This is a genomic window from Thalassovita mediterranea, from assembly GCA_019448215.1.
Taxonomy (GTDB): Bacteria; Pseudomonadota; Alphaproteobacteria; order Caulobacterales; family Hyphomonadaceae; genus Henriciella.
This window is the reverse complement of the sequence record CP080408.1, coordinates 1,238,118-1,253,724: the sequence shown is the minus strand read 5'-3', so window position 1 is coordinate 1,253,724 and position 15,607 is coordinate 1,238,118. Positions and strand designations below refer to the sequence as shown.

Here is a 15,607-nt window from a genome sequence, read left to right as displayed (position 1 = left end):
GTCGCGCACTTTATGGGCGCTTTATGGTTTGACTAAAAATCGTGCACGCTGCGGCGCAAAAGCCCGCTTCTGCGTCACCTCTGGACCAGAAGCAGCCTCGATCTTAAGTCTTTCATCAATGGCTCACCTCGATACCGAAATCGCAATCGTCGGCGCTGGACCGGCTGGCGCGTCTCTCGCCCTGGCCCTTGCGGGCGCGGGCTTTGACATCACCCTGATCGATGCGCGCGACCCGGCAGCGAAGGCGCGGCCCGATACCCGCAACTTCGCCGTGGTGACGGGCAGCTGGCGGCTGCTGACTGCAATAGACATTGCAGAACGCATCGCTGGAGAGACCCAACCGCTGCACGGTCTGGAAGCAGTCGATGGCGGCACACACTGGTTTGGCGCGCCATCCGTCCTCTTCGGGGATGAAGACCTTATACACCGCGAGGAGGGCGAAACCCTCGGTCATATGATCGAGGCAACCATCCTGCAGGCCGCGCTCGATGAGGCTGTCGAGGCCGAAACGCGTATTAAGAAACTTGCGCCCGCACGCTTTAGTGCCGCGAAGGCGGAGCCGGGCCGGATTACGGTCGAGCTTGAAGATGGCAGCGCCATTACGGCCCGTCTTCTTGTCGGCGCCGATGGCATGAACTCCCCGGTGCGCAATGCGGCAGGCATCACCGTCGAGGGCCGCGACTACGGTAAATCAGTCTTTGCCGCGAATGTGACCCTGTCCCAGCCGCATGATGGCATCGCCCGCCAGCTCTTCACGCCGGAAGGCCCGTTCGCCACCCTGCCCTTGCGCGGGGACCGGGCAAACCTTGCCTGGTATATGAAGCGCGGCGCACCAGAGGCGCTCGCCAAGCTGTCGCCTGAAGAGGTCGAGGCCGAGCTCAATCACCGCTTTGCCGAATTTGCCGGTGAGATGAAGATTGACGGGCCGATGGGCTCCTATCCGCTTATCCTGCAGATCGCAGAGCACATGGTCGCCGACCGGGTCGCGCTGGTCGGGGATGCCGCCCGCCGCATCAATCCGCTGGCCGGCCAAGGGCTTAATCAGGGTTTCCGCGATGTGGCCGCGCTGCATGAGGTTCTGGTCAACAGTGACCGCGCGGGCCTTGATGTCGGGGCCGCCCAGTCACTCTCGCTCTATGAAACCGCGCGCCGGTTCGATGCGAATACGGCCTCTCTGGCGCTCGACGCCATCGACCGGTTGTTCTCAAATGACAGGATGATGACCAAGCCTGTGCGCACCCTCGGCCTGCTTGCCGCAAGCGCCCTTTCACCGATGCGCCACAAGCTGGCGGCATTGGCGAGCGCTTCGTCGCCTGACCTACCGCCGCTCATGCAGCCGCAATCGGCAACAGGCTAGAGCGTTTCCGACTTCGTCGGAACGCGAGGGCGAGCAAGGCGAGCCCGGCGCGAATGCGCCGCCCCCGCGGAGCCGCCCGCGTCAGCGGGCTGGCGTGAGCGCAAGCAGACCGAAAACAGATTCCGCTTTCAGCGGGATCTGTTTAGGCGGCGGCGAGCTCGCGCAGATACTGCCAGGTATAAAGACCGCTCGAATGGCCATCGCTGAAATGGATGCGGACGGCATAGCGACCGACCGGGTCGGCTTTGGTCACAGAGATATCGTCCGGCACAGGCGGTTGCGGCGGGCGCGGGCCGGCGCCATGACCCCGAACTTCTGCAGACGGGCTTTCCTCGCGGAGGCGCTTATAAGGAATGGAGGCTTTCAGCCCGTCCTCAAACGTAATTGAAAGCTCTGCGGCCCCTTTGCGGAACCGCAGCTCCTGCGGCCACGGCATTACAGTCATTTGCCGGTCGCCTCATCGAGCACGCGCGCTTCGCTTTCCAGCATGATCGGCAGGCCATCGCGGATCGGATAGGCAAGCCCGGCACGCTTGGAGAAAAGCTCCTGACGCTCGCGGTCATAGGTCAGCGGTGTGCGCGTAACGGGGCAGATCAGCTGCTCCAGAAGGCGCGGATCAGTCTTTGTTTCAGTCACGGGCGTCTCGGTCTCAAGGCTCATTGCAGGGTCGAGGAATCGTCGCCGGGCGCATCCATGTCAAGCAGGGCGATCAGGGCGCGGCACCGCGCCGCGACGGTTTCCGCCTCTAGCAGCGCCTGCTTTTCCATCGGCGCAAACGGGCACCCGGCAGACAGTGCATGGACCAACGTCTCAATCGGTGCGCTCTCAACCGCGTCCCAGTCCACTTCCATGGAATGGCTCGCTACATATTTCTTGAGGGCGCTCGCCAGCTTTGACCGGTCGGGCAGGTTGGAGAGATCAGGCTCAGTCAGGTCCCCCGCATAGGGCGCCCAGTCAGGGGAGACCTGCCGATAAGGCGACGTCACATCAAGCTCCTGGCCAACCCTGAACCGGCATATGCCCGTCAGGCTGATCAGGTAGCGGCCATCATCGGTTTCGGAATAGCTCGTCAGCCGCCCGGCACAGCCGACACCTGCGAGCTTTGGATGAACCTTGTCGCCGCTCACCGGCTGGATCATGCCAATCAGCCGCGAGCCGGACATCGCGTCATCGATCATGTTCAGATAGCGCGGTTCAAAGATGTTGAGCGGCAGCGACCAACGCGGAAACAGGAGCGCCCCCGTCAGCGGAAAAACGGCGAGCGTTTCCGGCAGGTCTTCTACCTTCCTGTAGCCATGCCTTGTCATATGTCAGGCCTTTCCCGTCCACTCTGAGGACATGGCGCGCCAACAGACGAAGTCGAGGCCTCAGGCAAACATCAATGAGGAAAGACGCCTGCGACCTTCAATGGTTGCGGGGTCTTTGGGCCCTGCAGCCTCAAACAGTTCGAGCAGCTTGGCCTTCGCCTTGCCTTCTCCCCATTCCAGATCATCCGACAGGATCTTGAGCAGGTGATCGGCCGCTTCCTTGTTGCGCCCACGGGCCATCAGCGCCTCTGCAAGCTCAAGGCGAAGCGCATGGTTTGCGCGGTCAGCGGTGACCTTGTCGATCAGCGCGTCCAGCTCGCTATCCTTAGGCGCGTCAGCCATCAGGTCGATCGCCGTGCGCACGCTCTTGATCGCCGGGTCCATCTGACGGTCAGGACCAGCCATTTCGAGAATCTGCGAGGCGCGGTCCGGGTCGTCATTGGCAAGATAGCAACGCGCGAGGCCAACGATTGCCGGGATGTTCTTCGGGTCACGTTCGATGATCGCGCCATAAATCTGCGCGGCCTGACCGGCATCACCAGCCTGCAGAAGCCCGTCTGCGTGCTCGATCGCTTCCTGGATCTGCTGGCCTTCATCAGTACCGCCGAGCAGCTTTTCGATGAACTGCTTCAGCTGGCTCTCAGGCAGCGCGCCCTGAAAGGCGTCGACGGGGCGGCCATTATCGAAGGCGAAGACAGCCGGGATGGAGCGCACGCCAAGCTGGCCTGCAACGCCCGGATTCTCGTCAATGTTCACCTTGACGAGTTTGACCTTGCCCTGCTGCTCATTGACCACTTTCTCAAGAACAGGGGTCAGCGACTTGCACGGCCCGCACCAAGGGGCCCAGAAATCAACGAGGACTGGGGCCTGTTTGGAGGCCTCGACCACATCCGCCATGAAGTCCTGGTCGGTGGAGTCCTTGATATTGCCGCCAGCGCCGCCGGCTGGCCCGATCGTAATGTCTTCCATTTCGCTTTCGCCTTTCGGAATTTTCTGAGGCGGAACTTGGGTCTTCAACGCCGAAAAAACAACATCCCCCGTGAGGGCTCATTCGTCTGGCAGCAAGGCTGCGAAGTCCACCACGGTGAGGTCATGGCCCGTCGCCTCTACAAAGCGCCTGAAATCATCACGTGAGATGGCCGTCGTGCCGGTATTCACCAGCGGATGGAAATTCAGCGTGTCGAACGCCATCAGGGCCGCATCGACGATGAAGCGGACTTTCTGATTTTTGTCATTCATCAGCGCAAAGCCGGTGACAGAGCCGGGCGTCACGCCGAGCAGCTCTTCCATCAGCTCGCCGCTCGCGAAGGAAAGACGCCGCGTCCCGATCAGCTTGTGCAGCTGGTTCAGCTTCAGCTCGCTGTCTGCATGGGCGGAGATGAGGACGATGACCCCATCCTTGTCCTTCATGAACAGATTCTTCGTATGCCCGCCCGGCATCGTCTCTTTCAGCTCGCGTCCTTCTTCCACGGTGAAGGTCGCCTCGTGCCACCGCGTCTCATGGGCAAGGCCGAGCTGGTCGAGATAGGCAAAGAGGTCGTCAGGGCTTGCGGGCATAGCGGTCTTTCAGGCAATCAGGGCGCAGGCGTCAAGTACGCGGCGCGCGTAAATAGACCGGCCAAAGGACAAGGAGGCTCCACATGGAGCTTGAATGCTACAAGATCTACAATGTCGCCCCAGAGATCAGGCCAGGCGTGTCCCAGCGCGACTGGATGGACAAGTTCCCGGACCGTCATCCCTATCGCTGCCTGCCGCTCACCATGGCAAACTCCACCGGCTGGGAAATCCTCTGCCCGATGGATATCAAGATCATCTGGGATGGCGGCGAGCATGACTACTCGCTGAAACTGTTCACGACGGGCGATCCGGCGGCCATTCCGTCCTTTGCCGACAGTCATTTCCGCCGCGGTATTGTGACCTTCCATACCGGTCACCTCTTCCGCACCCCGCCGGGCTGGGGCGTCTGGACCTCTGGCCCGCCAAACTATTTCAAGGATGGCATCCAACCACTGACCGGCCTTGTAGAGACCGACTGGCTGCCGTTCCCTTTCACCATGAACTGGCAGATGACGCGCCCCGGCGAAGTCGTGTTCAAGAAGGGTGAGCCATTCTGTTTCGTCATGCCGTTCGAGCACGGCAAGACCGAACAGATCCAGCCAGAGCGCAAGCTTCTGTCCTCCAACAAGCAGCTTCAGGAAGACTATCTCGCCTGGAACAAGAGCCGCAGCGGCTTTCTGGAAAAGCTTGAAGCGCGCGATCAGGACACGGTGAAGGCCGGCTGGCAGCGCCACTATATGCGCGGCGAAAAAGTCACCGGCGACAAAGCCGACGCCCACCAGACCAAGCGCCGCCTCAAGCCGCCGAAGGATGTTTGAGGCGCCAAGGTCGTCATCCCGGAAGCGCGGCCACGCGCTATCCGGGACCCAGCCAACAAAACACGCGTCACTCCCGATGAGCGACAGCTCATCTGGGAGCCCTTCTCCAGCCGTCGCCGATCAGAAAATCCTTTGCGACCCTCGCTTCACCCCGGCTTGACCGGGGTGCCCATCTCCAGACTTGTCGCAGCAGGATAACGCCGAGTGATGGATGTCACGGTCAAGCCGTGGCAAGGCGCAGAACGGCAGTTCCAAACACTGATTACACCTCCCGCCTGAAAATCCCCCTTGCACCCTGATCCTATTTGCGCTTAAAGCCCGTCTCTCGCTGATCGGCGCAAGTCGGCCAGTTACCCTATAGGACGCGGGCGTAGCTCAGGGGTAGAGCACAACCTTGCCAAGGTTGGGGTCGTGAGTTCGAATCTCATCGCCCGCTCCATATTTTTTCAATATCGACGACGTGACTTCATGCCCGGTTCGGGCATCGGTCTCATGCGAAGTCCGCAGCCCTTAGCAGTGCTAATCGCCGCGTTCAGTTGACCGTAAAACTACCCGCGCTAAGCCCCTCGCCTTGAGCGGGCGGCGCAAGATCGCCCCTCTCCGGTACAGTTTCTCCCAGAGGGTTGTTCACATGCGTATCTCTTCATTCCGGCGCGCCTGCCTCGCGTCCGCAAGCCTTGCTTTTTGCGCCGTCCCGGCCGTCGCCCAGACAGGCGCTGATGGCGAAGACACCGTCCGCAAGCTGGAGACGGTCGCCGTCACCGCGACGCGCCGCGAAGAGTCGACGCTGGACATTCCGGCCAGCGTCACCGTGCTGGCGGGCGAAATTGCTGAAGAGGCCTCCACGCTGGATGGCGCCGAAGGCGTCACGCAATATCTCACAGGCGTCGAAGCGGCCGTCGCCAATGGCTCACAGGTCGCCTTCCAGATTCGCGGTATCGGCGCTGTCGACCATCAGGCCCTGACCCCCACAGCCGCCGCGATCTATTCTGACGGCGTCTTTCTCTCGACCAACGTCCAGACCAGCCTCTTCCTCTATGACCTTGCGCGCGCCGAAGTGCTGAAAGGCCCGCAGGGCACGCTATATGGCCGCAACGCGTCTTCCGGGGCGATCAACTTCATCAGCACGCGGCCCGGCCAGGATCAGGACGGCTATCTCCGCGCCTCCTATGGTAATTTCAACCGGACTGACCTGTCCGGTGCGGGCGGCGCGGCGCTGAACGACCGACTGTCCTACCGCATCGCAGGCCGCTATCTCTCGCAGGACCCGGCCCTCAACAATGTGCAGACCGATCCCGCCATCCCGCGCGGCCCTGACGCGGCGGGCGGCAAGCGCGATGAATTCGGCCTCCGCGGCCAGCTACTCTACGAAACGCCCGGTGGCTCAACGCTCCTGCTGCGCGGCCACTACGAGGAAGACAACGGCATCAACACGACCCCGCGCAATGACAGCCTGAGCATCGGTGACCATGAGATCTCATCCGAAGGCCTTGGCCTGAGAGATACCGACAATGAATTCTACGGCCTCGCGCTTGAAGGCGAGACGACCGTCGGCGCTTGGTCGCTTTATTCGCTCTCCGCGCTTGAGGGGTATGGGCAGGACTATGGCTTTGATTTCGACGGCACGCCTGCGCCCTTCGGCAACCCGAACCTCAATGCCAATCTTAGCTATGACCGCTCTTTCCTCCAGCTGAGCCAGGAAGTGCGTGCCGCGCGTGAGTTTGACCGCGCCCGCGTGCTTGTCGGCGGCCACCTCGCCTTTGAGGACTTTTCGCAGGACTATCTCATCTGGTGCGGACAGCTCGACCCGCAGACGCTTGCAGGGACCTGTCCGTATGTCGGTACCGCGGGCCGCGTCGGGCCTGACCCCGTCTCGCCGCTAACGGCCGTCTCCCTGCTCACCCATATCGGCCAGGAGCGGACCACCGCTGCTCTCTTCACCTATAATGATTTCGACCTTTCGGACCGCCTCACCCTGACGCTCGGCGCGCGCTACACCTATGAGGACATCGAAGGCAGCGGCTACGGTCAGCACATCTTCACTGACGGCACGCGCGGGCTGAACAATCGCGACGGTCTTGGCGGCGCGGTCGGGCAGAATGAGCTCGAGGAGAACAAACTCACCGGCAATGCCGCGCTGCGCTATGCCCTCTCGCCGGACACATCGATCTATGCATCACTCGCCAATGGCTATAAGAGCGGCGGCTTTAATGGCGAGGTCCAGAACAATGCGACCAGCTGGCAGGATGAAGGCCTGTTCGGCGCGGAAACCGTGACCTCCTACGAGGCGGGCTTCAAGACCGCGCGCGGCAATTTCGCCTTCAACGCCGCCGCCTTCTATCAGGACTATGATGCCCCGCAGGCGCGTATCTTCGTGTCCTTCGACCTGCCGGATGGCAGCCAGATCACGTCGAACTCGCTCTCCAACCTCGATGAGGCGGTGTCCTATGGCGTCGAAGCCGACACACGCTGGTCACCGCTAGAGGGCCTCGACCTCACGGCCAGCGTCACCTGGCTCGAAACCGAGATCGAGCAGACAAGCAACACCGCAGGCAATGCCGCGCTCTTTGATGGCAACCCGCTGCCCTTCGCGCCGGAGCTTTCGGCCACTCTTGGCATCCGTCAGGAATGGCAGCTCGCAGACAATCGCCGCGCCGCCATTCAGGCGAATGCGAAAGCCAAGAGCGAATACTATCTCGACGCCGAGGGTCTCGATGCCCGCAGTCAGGATGGCTATGCGACGATCGACGCTAGCGCGACGCTCTATCTCGACACGCGGGGCCTCGAGCTCAGCCTCTGGGGCCGCAACCTTACGGACGAGGACGTTGCCATCTCCGGCTACGGCTTCATCGGCTACAACACATTCCGCTCTGACCCCCGCCAGTACGGCGTTGCGGCGAAGCTGAGCTTCTAGGCCTCTCCCCGGCGGCAGGGCTGGCCCTGTGCGCATCCCTCCGCCATCTTCCCCCAAAGGCCCACACGAGAGAGGCCAATGGAGGAAGCATGACAGAGCGCAAGAAAGTCCTCGTCGCGGGCGCGACGGGCGTCGTCGGCCTCGCTGTGATGAAGCATTTCGCGAGCCAAGGCGTCGAAACGGTCGCGATCAGCCGCCGCACACCGCGCGAGACCTATGGCGCGGCCCATGTCAGCCTCGACCTTATGGACGCTGACGCCTGCGCCGCTTTCGCGCGCGAGCACGGAGACGTCACCCACCTGGTTTATGCCGCTCTCTTCGAGAAGCCCGGCCTCATCGCGGGCTGGCGCGAAGCCGATCAGATCGACACAAATGACGCGATGCTGCGCAATCTGATGCAGCCACTGCTGGAGAGCGCTAAGGGTCTCCGCCACGTCTCCATCCTGCAGGGCACGAAGGCTTATGGCGCGCACATCCGCCCCATCGAGACGCCCGCACGAGAAGACCGCTCAGAAGTCGAGCATGAGAATTTCTACTGGAAGCAGGAGGCATACCTCCGCGAGGCAGCCAAGGGTGCAGGCTGGTCATGGAGCATCTTCCGGCCCCAGATTATCTTCGGTGAGGCGACCGGCGCGGCCATGAACCTCATCCCCGCCATCGGCGCCTATGGCGCGCTCCTGAAGGCGCAGGGCGAACCACTCCACTTCCCGGGCGGCGCACACACCGTCCTCGAAGCAGCGGATGCCGACCTCGTCGCCCGCGCCATCGCCTGGGCTGGTGAGAACGAGGTAGCTCAGAACCAGATCTTCAATGTCACCAATGGCGATGTCTTTACCTGGCGCGGCGTCTGGCCCGCCATCGCGGCCGCGCTCGGCATGGAGGTGGGCGAGGAACGACCGATGCTGGCGGGTGCATGGCTTGAGAGCCAGTCAGAGGCGTGGGCGACCCTCGCCAGGAAACACGGTCTCACCGAACCGGACCTGAAAGCCCTGCTCGGAGAGTCCCACCATTATATCGACTTCACCATGGCGTCCGGCCTCGAAGGCCAGCTTCCGCCCGCTATCGTCTCGACTATCAAGCTTCGCCAGTCAGGCTTCACCGAGGTGATCGACACCGAAGCCATGTTCGCCAAATGGTTCGCCTGGTTTCAGGAGGCGGGTTACCTGCCAAAATTCTAACGGATACGCGTCCACACCGTTGTCCGGCAGAGCGGGCGCACGACGCAGCCCTGAAGCTCCAGCTCATTGGCGGATGTCAGCGTGATCGTACCCGAATAGGTCTTACCATCCGCCGGATTATAGAGCTTGCCGCCGCTCCAGCGCTCCGGACCGCCCGAAAATCCGGTCAGCATGGTCACGCCTTTCAACGGACGGTCCCGCAGCGCGCGGTCATTGTTCTCGACATCTTTCGCATCTGCCGACGCCTTGATCGCGTTGGAGGTCAGCAGCGTGCCGCACATGGCCGCGCCGCAGGGTGCAATCTCGACTTCGGCGCCATTCGTGCCCGTATCCCAGACGCCGGTGATGCCTTGCGCAAAAGCTGGCGCACCTGCGGCAGCAAAAGCGATGCAAACGAGTGCTCTCTTCATATATGGTCCCCTTGAAGAAGGGGCGGTATTACGCCCCAGCACCCCACCGCTAGGGCGAATTTGCTAGAAAATGACTAATTTCAGCCAGCCTGAACGCCTCCTTACCCGGACGCAGCTTGGCTGGCGCGACCCTGTCGAGGCATTCGCGCCCCTGAAAGACACACCCTTCGCGCTCCTGCTGAATGGCGGCAGTGGCCGGTGGAGCTATATCTGCGCGAACCCGATGCGCACGCTCCATGTGACGACCGCTGACGGACCGGACGATCTTGATGCGGCGAGGGCGGCCATGGCGTCCATGCCATTCAAGCGACCGGAAGACGCGCCGCCCTTCTTCGGTGGCTGGGCCGGTCTCTTTTCCTATGAGTACGGCCGCGCCCTTCTGCCTAAGCTGGGCAACGGGGCCGAGCGCGGCGCATGGCCTGATATCGCCCTTGGTCTTTACAATGAACTCATCGCTTTTGATCACGATACGCAGCGGGCAGAGCACTTTTTCTGGCGCTGGGACGATAATGCCGAGCCAAAATTCCTAGGTCTGTTTGGCGAACTGAATTCCAATGCCGTCCGGAGTTCCCCATTAGCAACTACAGTAACAGCGCGGCTGCCGCGCGCAGACTATGAAGCCCGCCTCGCCCGCACCGTGGACTATGTCCATGCCGGCGACTGCTTCCAGTCGAACATATCGCAGCGTTTTGATTTTGAACTCAACGTGCACGCCCACTCCTTCGACCTGACGCGCCGCCTTGCCACATCCAGCCGCGCCCCGTTTTCAGCCTATTTCCGCCTGCCCGGCCTGGCGCTCGCTTCCAACTCCCCTGAACGCTTCCTGCAAATCGCCGTTCAGCCAGACGGCGCCCTCAAAGCCATCACCCAGCCCATCAAGGGCACGCGCCCCCGCGGCCAGACCGAGGCGGAAGACCGCGCCCTTGCAAATGAGCTTCTCTGCTCAGAGAAAGATCTCGCCGAGAACCTGATGATCGTGGATCTGATGCGGAACGATCTCTCGCGCATTTCCACGCCCGGCAGTGTCCGCGTCCCGAAGCTCCAGGCGCTCGAGACCTATGCCAATGTCCACCACCTTGTCTCCACGATCGAAGCGACGCTGGCGCCGGGGCGGGATGCCTTCGACGTTATAAAGGCTGCGTTTCCCGGCGGGTCAGTCACCGGCGCGCCCAAAATCCGGGCAATGCAGATCATCGAAGAGCTCGAAGATGAGGCGCGCGGTCCCTATTGCGGGTCGCTAGTATGGATCAGCCCGGACGGCGCCATGGATTCCTCTATCCTCATACGGACAGTCGCCTTCGAGGAAGCAGAAGACGGTAGCTGGCGGGGGCATTTTCGATCAGGCGGCGGAATCGTTGCGGACTCAGTGCCCGCAGAAGAGTATATTGAAACGCTCGACAAGGCCCGCGCCATCAGGGCTGCCCTCGAGCAGGAGTAGCGTATGGATATCGCCTTTCTGGGAACAGAGCGTCAGGCCAAGCCTGTCGTATCGGTCCGCGACCGCGGCTTCCTCTTGGGCGACGGGTGCTTTGAGACGCTCTGCGTCACGGGCGGCGAAATCGAAGGCGCCCACGAACACATCGCCCTGCTTCACCGGTCTGCCCAAACCCTTTCCATATCCGGCCATCCCGGCGACGAGGCGCTGCTCGATGCGCTCAATGAAGCCGCTGGCGAAACGAACGGTGACGCATCCCTTCGTATCACGGTCAGCCGCGGGGCTGGCGGCCGGGGCGCCGACGCGGGAGAGGCCGAACCGCTCACTGTGATCAGCCTGTTTCCCATGACGCAGTCGCGGCCCTATCCGCCGCTCACAGCCATCACATCTGCGATCCGGCGCAATGAAACCTCGCCCATCAGCCAGATCAAATCGACCAATTATGCCGACAATCTCGCCGCGCGGCGCGAGGCAGAGGCCGCTGGCGCAGGCGAAGCCCTTCTTCTCAACACACAGGGCCGCCCAGCCTGCTTCGCGATGGCCAATCTCTTCCTGGTCCAGCCAGACGGGACATGGGTGACCCCGCCACCATCTGAAGGCGTGCGCCCCGGCTATATGCGCGGGCGGGTCATGGCGAAGCTTGCAGAACGCGAAACGCCCTGCGTCGAGCGCCCGATAGAAGCTGAAGAACTCACCGTTCCGAATGGCCGAATTTTTGCAACGAACAGCCTGTGGGGGCTCAGACTTGTCGCAAGTCTGGATTCCCCCCGCCTGTAGAATGTCCTCAACTTATCCGGAGGCGGGACGTTGAAAACAGTAGCGCAAGAACTGGAACCGGCGAGGTATCCATTGGCTGATCAGTCTGTCATCTACGCAATTGGCGACGTCCATGGCGAGCTGGCGCGGCTGGAAGCCCTGCATCAGAAGATCGTCGACCATCACCTGAAAAACCATGCCGACAAGTGGCTGAAGCTTGTCCACCTCGGCGACTATGTCGATCGCGGCCCGGATAGCGCAGGCGTAATCGATCTGCTTCGTGAGCTGGAAGAGCGCACGAACATCATCGTCGTGAACCTGCGCGGCAATCATGAGCAGATGATGCTGGACGCCGCCGATGAAAGATATGGCGACTCGCGCCTGCACTGGCTCAGCAATGGCGGCGATGCCACCCTGCACAGCTATATTAATCGCGGCACGAACAACCCGCCCGAAGAGCATATTGAATGGATCCGCAACCTGCCGACCCTTCACCTGGAAGAAGATCGCCATCTTGTCTTTGTGCATGGCGGCGTGGACCCGTCCACCTTCCCGCATTGCGGAGCACAGACCCATATGTGGACGCGCTCAAGGCGCTTCTTCGATCCTGAAGAATGGTCAGAAAGCCCGCTCGAAGGCTGGACGGTCATCCATGGCCACACGCCAACAGACGATGCGTCACCCGAACTTGCGGGCGACCCACCCTGCCGTTTCAACCTCGACACGGGCGCAGTCTATGGCGGGCGACTGACTGCAGGCGTGTTCGCGCCCGGGGTCACGACACCCGAATTTATCTTCGCCTGATCACAGGCGAACGCAAACTCTCCCTTGCCGGGGCGGAACAAATCAGGAAAACAGGAAGAGCCTGTTAACCCGAATGGTTGTTTTTCGCCTCCTATGTCCGAAACCCTTCGCATCCTCGGTATCGATCCCGGCCTTCGCCATACAGGCTGGGGTGTGATCGAACAGACAGGCTCCCGGCTCAGCCATATCGCGCATGGCGTCATCCGCATCGATCCGGCCTTGAGCCTCGCGGCCCGGCTTGGCGGCATCTTTGAATCCATCAATCTGCTTGCCGCAGAATACCGACCGCAAATTGGCGGCGTTGAAGAGACGCTGGTCAATGCCAACCCCCGCTCTGCGCTGAAGCTCGGTCAGGCGCGCGGCGTTGCCATGGCGGCACTGCATGGCGCGGGCCTTGAAGTCTTCGAATTCTCGCCGCGCACGATCAAGCTTGCCGTCGTCGGCACTGGCGCCGCCGACAAGACGCAGGTCGGCTTCATGGTTGCGCGGCTGCTGCCAAAAGCTGGCAAGCTGCCATCTGATGCGGCCGACGCGCTCGCCTGCGCCATCTGCACCGCACACCACGCACGGATGCCAGCCCAGCTGCGCGCAAGGGGGGCGGCATGATAATCGGACGGCTCAGGGGTGAGATTGCGACGGTTGGGACCGACAGCGTCATGATCGATATTGGCGGCGTCGGCTATGTCGCGCTGGCGGGGGCGCGGCTGCTCTCTCGACTTTCACCAGGCGACAAGGCTGAGTTGCATATTGAGACCCGGGTCACCGAAAGCTCGATCACGCTGTTCGCATTCGAAAGCGATGAGGCGCGCGCATGGTTCGTGCGCCTGCAGGATGTACCGGGCGTCGCCGGTAAATCGGCTATGGCCATCATGGATGCCGTCTCGCCAGCCGAACTGATGGACGCGCTCGCCATGGGCGATGCCGCAACCATCTCCCGCGCCAAGGGTGTCGGCAAGAAACTCGCCGAACGCATTATTGGCGAGCTCTCAGGCAAACCACCGCCAATGGGCCGGTTTGGCGCCTTCGCGCCGCATACATCCACAAAAGAAACTGAGACCCAGGCGCCAGCCGCCGTAGGCAGCCGCAGCGAGGCCGTCTCGGCTCTCGTCAATCTTGGCTACGCGCAAGCCGATGCATCCAAGGCGGTACTGGCTGCGTCCAGAAATAATCCTGAGGCTGACACCTCCGCCCTCATTCGCGCCGGCCTGAAAGAGCTTGCACCCTCATGAGCCGGGACGGAAGCCTCACAGATCCTGAACGCCAGTCTGGCGAGGCGCTGGATCGCGCCCTACGCCCGCAGTCTTTCGAAGACTATGTCGGCCAGGACGCCATCAAGTCGAACCTGAAAGTCTATGTCGATGCCGCAAAGGCGCGCGGCGAAGCGCTCGACCATGTCCTGCTCTTTGGCCCGCCGGGGCTCGGCAAGACAACGCTTGCCCAGATCGTCTCGAAAGAGCTGGGTGTGGGTTTCAGATCCACGTCAGGACCGGTCATCGCAAAAGCGGGTGACCTCGCAGCCATCCTGACCAATCTCGAAGCCAATGATGTCCTGTTCATTGATGAGATCCACCGCCTGCCACCCGCCGTAGAAGAGATCCTCTATCCCGCCATGGAGGACTACGCGCTCGACATCGTGATCGGCGAAGGCCCATCGGCGCGGTCGGTCCGGCTCGATCTTGCGCCCTTCACCCTCGTTGGCGCGACCACCCGGGCCGGCCTCCTCGCCAATCCGCTTCGGGACCGGTTCGGCATTCCGATGCGCCTCGACTTCTACAGCCCGGAGCACCTCTCCCGCATCATCATGGCGGCGGCACGCAAGCTGTCAGCGAACATTTCAGAAGACGGCGCGCTGGAAATCGCAACGCGCGCCCGGGGCACGCCGCGAATTGCGATCCGGCTATTACGACGTGTGCGCGACTTTGCTGAAGCCGAGGGCACGTCCATCGACAAGGCCGCCGCGTCGCGCGCGCTTTCGCGTCTCGAAATCGACCAGGACGGGCTCGACGCGCTCGATCGGCGCTACCTTGAAGCCCTGGTGCGCACTTATGCGGGCGGTCCGGTCGGCGCAGATACGCTTGCAGCGGCCCTTTCAGAGGCGCGCGATGCCGTCGAGGACATGATCGAGCCTTTCCTCATGCAGAAGGGCTACATCGCCCGCACGCCGCGCGGACGCATCGCCGCCCCGCTCGCCTATGAGCGGCTCGGCCTGTCGCCGCCAGACAGCGGTCAGCAGACCGGACTGTTCAACGGGGACTGATCGGAACATGCCGCTCCTGCCGTTTGAATATCATGAGCTCGTACGGGCGATCGTCATCTATATGTATGGCCTCGGTGCGGGCGGCGCATGGATTGCAGCGATCGCCTCACCCAATACCTCCTATGACAAGCTCGACCCGGCGCGCGCCGATACGCATATCCGCGCGCTACTGCGCACGGCATCGGCGCAAATCGCCGTGGTTCTCCTGCTTGCCGCAGCACTCGCAGCGCTCATCGCCTATTATATGTCGGCGCTTTTCGCTGTCATTGCCGCTGTCGGCTTCGTCTCAAACCGGCTCGTCCTGTCGAGACGCTCGACCGAAGGTCGCGTCAGAGACCGCAGACAAGCCCGCCGCATCATCGCGGTCGGCCTGACCCTCGTCTTCATGCTGGCAATCTTGATTGCGATGATTTTCGCGGTGCAGCGGCTCTAGTTTGAAATCAGCCACATCAGCTGCATCGAATGGAGACGCAGTAGCGCCTCATAGGACTTTTTCGCTGCCGTGCGCGCCACATGGGCTGCCAGCCAGCGCGCGACCGCGCCAAGCGCGAGGCTGAGCGCCATACCCGGCAGGAACATCCACCAGCCGATGAGGAAGCTTCCCATCACGGCCAGCATCACAAATACGACCGACATTGCATCGGCGAGCTTGATCCAGATTGGTGCATTCCGCCCGAAAGGCGCGAGCAGCTCTGGATTGCGGTGCAGCGCTTCTGCGTCGATGGCCCAGACCGGGCCGCCACGCTTGGCAAGCTTGGCGATGCGCGTCGGCGCTCCGTTCTTGTGAGGATTTGGCGCTATTGCAAGGAACATC

General features: G+C 62.1%; 18 protein-coding genes and 1 tRNA gene. 12 read left to right on the top strand and 7 right to left on the bottom strand.

All coding sequences use genetic code 11. From position 1 onward, the window contains the following. Positions 1-118 precede the first annotated feature (118 nt). Positions 119-1,357, top strand: coding sequence for an FAD-dependent oxidoreductase (locus KUV46_06185; protein QYJ01978.1), 1,239 nt, complete (start codon positions 119-121; stop codon positions 1,355-1,357). Positions 1,358-1,499: 142 nt separating this feature from the next. Here KUV46_06185 and KUV46_06180 read toward each other — a convergent pair whose 3' ends face one another. The 5 genes from KUV46_06180 to KUV46_06160 form a co-directional block, all read right to left on the bottom strand. Continuing rightward, positions 1,500-1,802 (bottom strand): DUF971 domain-containing protein, encoded by a 303-nt coding sequence (locus KUV46_06180; protein QYJ01977.1) that lies wholly within the window; start codon positions 1,800-1,802, stop codon positions 1,500-1,502. Further along, a complete protein-coding gene (locus tag KUV46_06175; GenBank protein QYJ01976.1) occupies positions 1,799-2,017 on the bottom strand; it encodes a Trm112 family protein in 219 nt (72 codons plus the stop codon). Before KUV46_06175 ends, KUV46_06180 begins: the two co-directional genes overlap by 4 nt. After that, positions 2,014-2,664, bottom strand: coding sequence for an LON peptidase substrate-binding domain-containing protein (locus KUV46_06170; protein QYJ01975.1), 651 nt, complete (start codon positions 2,662-2,664; stop codon positions 2,014-2,016). Before KUV46_06170 ends, KUV46_06175 begins: the two co-directional genes overlap by 4 nt. Before the next feature lie 60 nt (positions 2,665-2,724). Beyond that, the gene (gene trxA, locus KUV46_06165) at positions 2,725-3,633 is read right to left on the bottom strand and encodes a thioredoxin (protein QYJ01974.1); all 909 of its coding nucleotides are present in this window, start codon (positions 3,631-3,633) and stop codon (positions 2,725-2,727) included. Positions 3,634-3,711: 78 nt separating this feature from the next. Next, positions 3,712-4,221 carry a prolyl-tRNA synthetase associated domain-containing protein gene (locus KUV46_06160; GenBank protein ID QYJ01973.1) on the bottom strand — a complete coding sequence of 170 codons (510 nt, stop codon included), beginning with the start codon at positions 4,219-4,221 and terminating at the stop codon, positions 3,712-3,714. An 83-nt stretch (positions 4,222-4,304) separates the two neighbouring features. Here KUV46_06160 and KUV46_06155 point away from each other — a divergent pair, with 83 nt between their 5' ends. The 4 genes from KUV46_06155 to KUV46_06140 all read left to right on the top strand — a co-directional run bounded on the left by KUV46_06155 (position 4,305) and on the right by KUV46_06140 (position 9,131). Further along, on the top strand, positions 4,305-5,039 hold the full coding sequence (locus tag KUV46_06155) for a hypothetical protein (protein ID QYJ01972.1): 735 nt from the start codon (positions 4,305-4,307) through the stop codon (positions 5,037-5,039). A 364-nt stretch (positions 5,040-5,403) separates the two neighbouring features. Continuing rightward, positions 5,404-5,478 (top strand) — tRNA-Gly (locus KUV46_06150). A gap of 192 nt (positions 5,479-5,670) precedes the next feature. Continuing rightward, the gene (locus KUV46_06145) at positions 5,671-7,953 is read left to right on the top strand and encodes a TonB-dependent receptor (protein ID QYJ01971.1); all 2,283 of its coding nucleotides are present in this window, start codon (positions 5,671-5,673) and stop codon (positions 7,951-7,953) included. A gap of 89 nt (positions 7,954-8,042) precedes the next feature. Further along, positions 8,043-9,131, top strand: a complete 1,089-nt coding sequence (locus tag KUV46_06140; protein ID QYJ01970.1) for an SDR family oxidoreductase — start codon at positions 8,043-8,045, stop codon at positions 9,129-9,131. Here KUV46_06140 and KUV46_06135 read toward each other — a convergent pair. Beyond that, positions 9,128-9,541: a DUF2147 domain-containing protein gene (locus KUV46_06135; protein QYJ01969.1), complete on the bottom strand. Its 414-nt coding sequence runs from the start codon at positions 9,539-9,541 to the stop codon at positions 9,128-9,130. The genes KUV46_06140 and KUV46_06135 overlap by 4 nt on opposite strands. 70 nt (positions 9,542-9,611) lie before the next feature. Between KUV46_06135 and KUV46_06130 the strand changes: the two genes are divergently transcribed. The 7 genes from KUV46_06130 (at position 9,612) to KUV46_06100 (ending at position 15,226) form a co-directional block, all read left to right on the top strand. Then, positions 9,612-10,979, top strand: coding sequence for an anthranilate synthase component I family protein (locus KUV46_06130; GenBank protein QYJ01968.1), 1,368 nt, complete (start codon positions 9,612-9,614; stop codon positions 10,977-10,979). Positions 10,980-10,982: 3 nt separating this feature from the next. Then, positions 10,983-11,753 (top strand): aminotransferase class IV, encoded by a 771-nt coding sequence (locus KUV46_06125; GenBank protein ID QYJ01967.1) that lies wholly within the window; start codon positions 10,983-10,985, stop codon positions 11,751-11,753. A 72-nt stretch (positions 11,754-11,825) separates the two neighbouring features. Next, positions 11,826-12,536, top strand: coding sequence for a serine/threonine protein phosphatase (locus tag KUV46_06120; protein ID QYJ01966.1), 711 nt, complete (start codon positions 11,826-11,828; stop codon positions 12,534-12,536). Between the two features lie 93 nt (positions 12,537-12,629). After that, positions 12,630-13,142 carry a crossover junction endodeoxyribonuclease RuvC gene (ruvC, locus tag KUV46_06115; GenBank protein ID QYJ01965.1) on the top strand — a complete coding sequence of 171 codons (513 nt, stop codon included), beginning with the start codon at positions 12,630-12,632 and terminating at the stop codon, positions 13,140-13,142. Next, complete coding sequence (gene ruvA / locus KUV46_06110; protein ID QYJ01964.1) at positions 13,139-13,765, top strand: Holliday junction branch migration protein RuvA; 627 nt, start codon at positions 13,139-13,141, stop codon at positions 13,763-13,765. The genes ruvC and ruvA overlap by 4 nt, the downstream gene beginning before the upstream one ends. Then, on the top strand, positions 13,762-14,793 hold the full coding sequence (ruvB, locus tag KUV46_06105; protein QYJ01963.1) for a Holliday junction branch migration DNA helicase RuvB: 1,032 nt from the start codon (positions 13,762-13,764) through the stop codon (positions 14,791-14,793). Before ruvA ends, ruvB begins: the two co-directional genes overlap by 4 nt. 7 nt (positions 14,794-14,800) lie before the next feature. Further along, on the top strand, positions 14,801-15,226 hold the full coding sequence (locus KUV46_06100; GenBank protein ID QYJ01962.1) for a hypothetical protein: 426 nt from the start codon (positions 14,801-14,803) through the stop codon (positions 15,224-15,226). Here the strand turns inward: KUV46_06100 and KUV46_06095 are convergent. After that, positions 15,223-15,606 (bottom strand): hypothetical protein, encoded by a 384-nt coding sequence (locus tag KUV46_06095; GenBank protein QYJ01961.1) that lies wholly within the window; start codon positions 15,604-15,606, stop codon positions 15,223-15,225. The two genes, KUV46_06100 and KUV46_06095, sit on opposite strands and share 4 nt — an antisense overlap. Position 15,607 lies beyond the last annotated feature (1 nt).

Excerpts from the sequence above, each read along its gene's own strand:
- KUV46_06100 (QYJ01962.1), top strand. The coding sequence starts at position 14,801 with ATGCCGCTCCTGCCGTTTGAATATCATGAGCTCGTACGGGCGATCGTC.
- ruvB (QYJ01963.1), top strand. The coding sequence starts at position 13,762 with ATGAGCCGGGACGGAAGCCTCACAGATCCTGAACGCCAGTCTGGCGAG.
- trxA (QYJ01974.1), bottom strand. The coding sequence starts at position 3,633 with ATGGAAGACATTACGATCGGGCCAGCCGGCGGCGCTGGCGGCAATATC.
- ruvA (QYJ01964.1), top strand. The coding sequence starts at position 13,139 with ATGATAATCGGACGGCTCAGGGGTGAGATTGCGACGGTTGGGACCGAC.
- KUV46_06185 (QYJ01978.1), top strand. The coding sequence starts at position 119 with ATGGCTCACCTCGATACCGAAATCGCAATCGTCGGCGCTGGACCGGCT.
- KUV46_06175 (QYJ01976.1), bottom strand. The coding sequence starts at position 2,017 with ATGAGCCTTGAGACCGAGACGCCCGTGACTGAAACAAAGACTGATCCG.
- KUV46_06130 (QYJ01968.1), top strand. The coding sequence starts at position 9,612 with ATGACTAATTTCAGCCAGCCTGAACGCCTCCTTACCCGGACGCAGCTT.
- KUV46_06160 (QYJ01973.1), bottom strand. The coding sequence starts at position 4,221 with ATGCCCGCAAGCCCTGACGACCTCTTTGCCTATCTCGACCAGCTCGGC.
- KUV46_06140 (QYJ01970.1), top strand. The coding sequence starts at position 8,043 with ATGACAGAGCGCAAGAAAGTCCTCGTCGCGGGCGCGACGGGCGTCGTC.
- KUV46_06180 (QYJ01977.1), bottom strand. The coding sequence starts at position 1,802 with ATGACTGTAATGCCGTGGCCGCAGGAGCTGCGGTTCCGCAAAGGGGCC.
- KUV46_06145 (QYJ01971.1), top strand. The coding sequence starts at position 5,671 with ATGCGTATCTCTTCATTCCGGCGCGCCTGCCTCGCGTCCGCAAGCCTT.
- KUV46_06095 (QYJ01961.1), bottom strand. The coding sequence starts at position 15,606 with ATGTTCCTTGCAATAGCGCCAAATCCTCACAAGAACGGAGCGCCGACG.
- KUV46_06170 (QYJ01975.1), bottom strand. The coding sequence starts at position 2,664 with ATGACAAGGCATGGCTACAGGAAGGTAGAAGACCTGCCGGAAACGCTC.
- ruvC (QYJ01965.1), top strand. The coding sequence starts at position 12,630 with ATGTCCGAAACCCTTCGCATCCTCGGTATCGATCCCGGCCTTCGCCAT.
- KUV46_06155 (QYJ01972.1), top strand. The coding sequence starts at position 4,305 with ATGGAGCTTGAATGCTACAAGATCTACAATGTCGCCCCAGAGATCAGG.
- KUV46_06135 (QYJ01969.1), bottom strand. The coding sequence starts at position 9,541 with ATGAAGAGAGCACTCGTTTGCATCGCTTTTGCTGCCGCAGGTGCGCCA.
- KUV46_06125 (QYJ01967.1), top strand. The coding sequence starts at position 10,983 with ATGGATATCGCCTTTCTGGGAACAGAGCGTCAGGCCAAGCCTGTCGTA.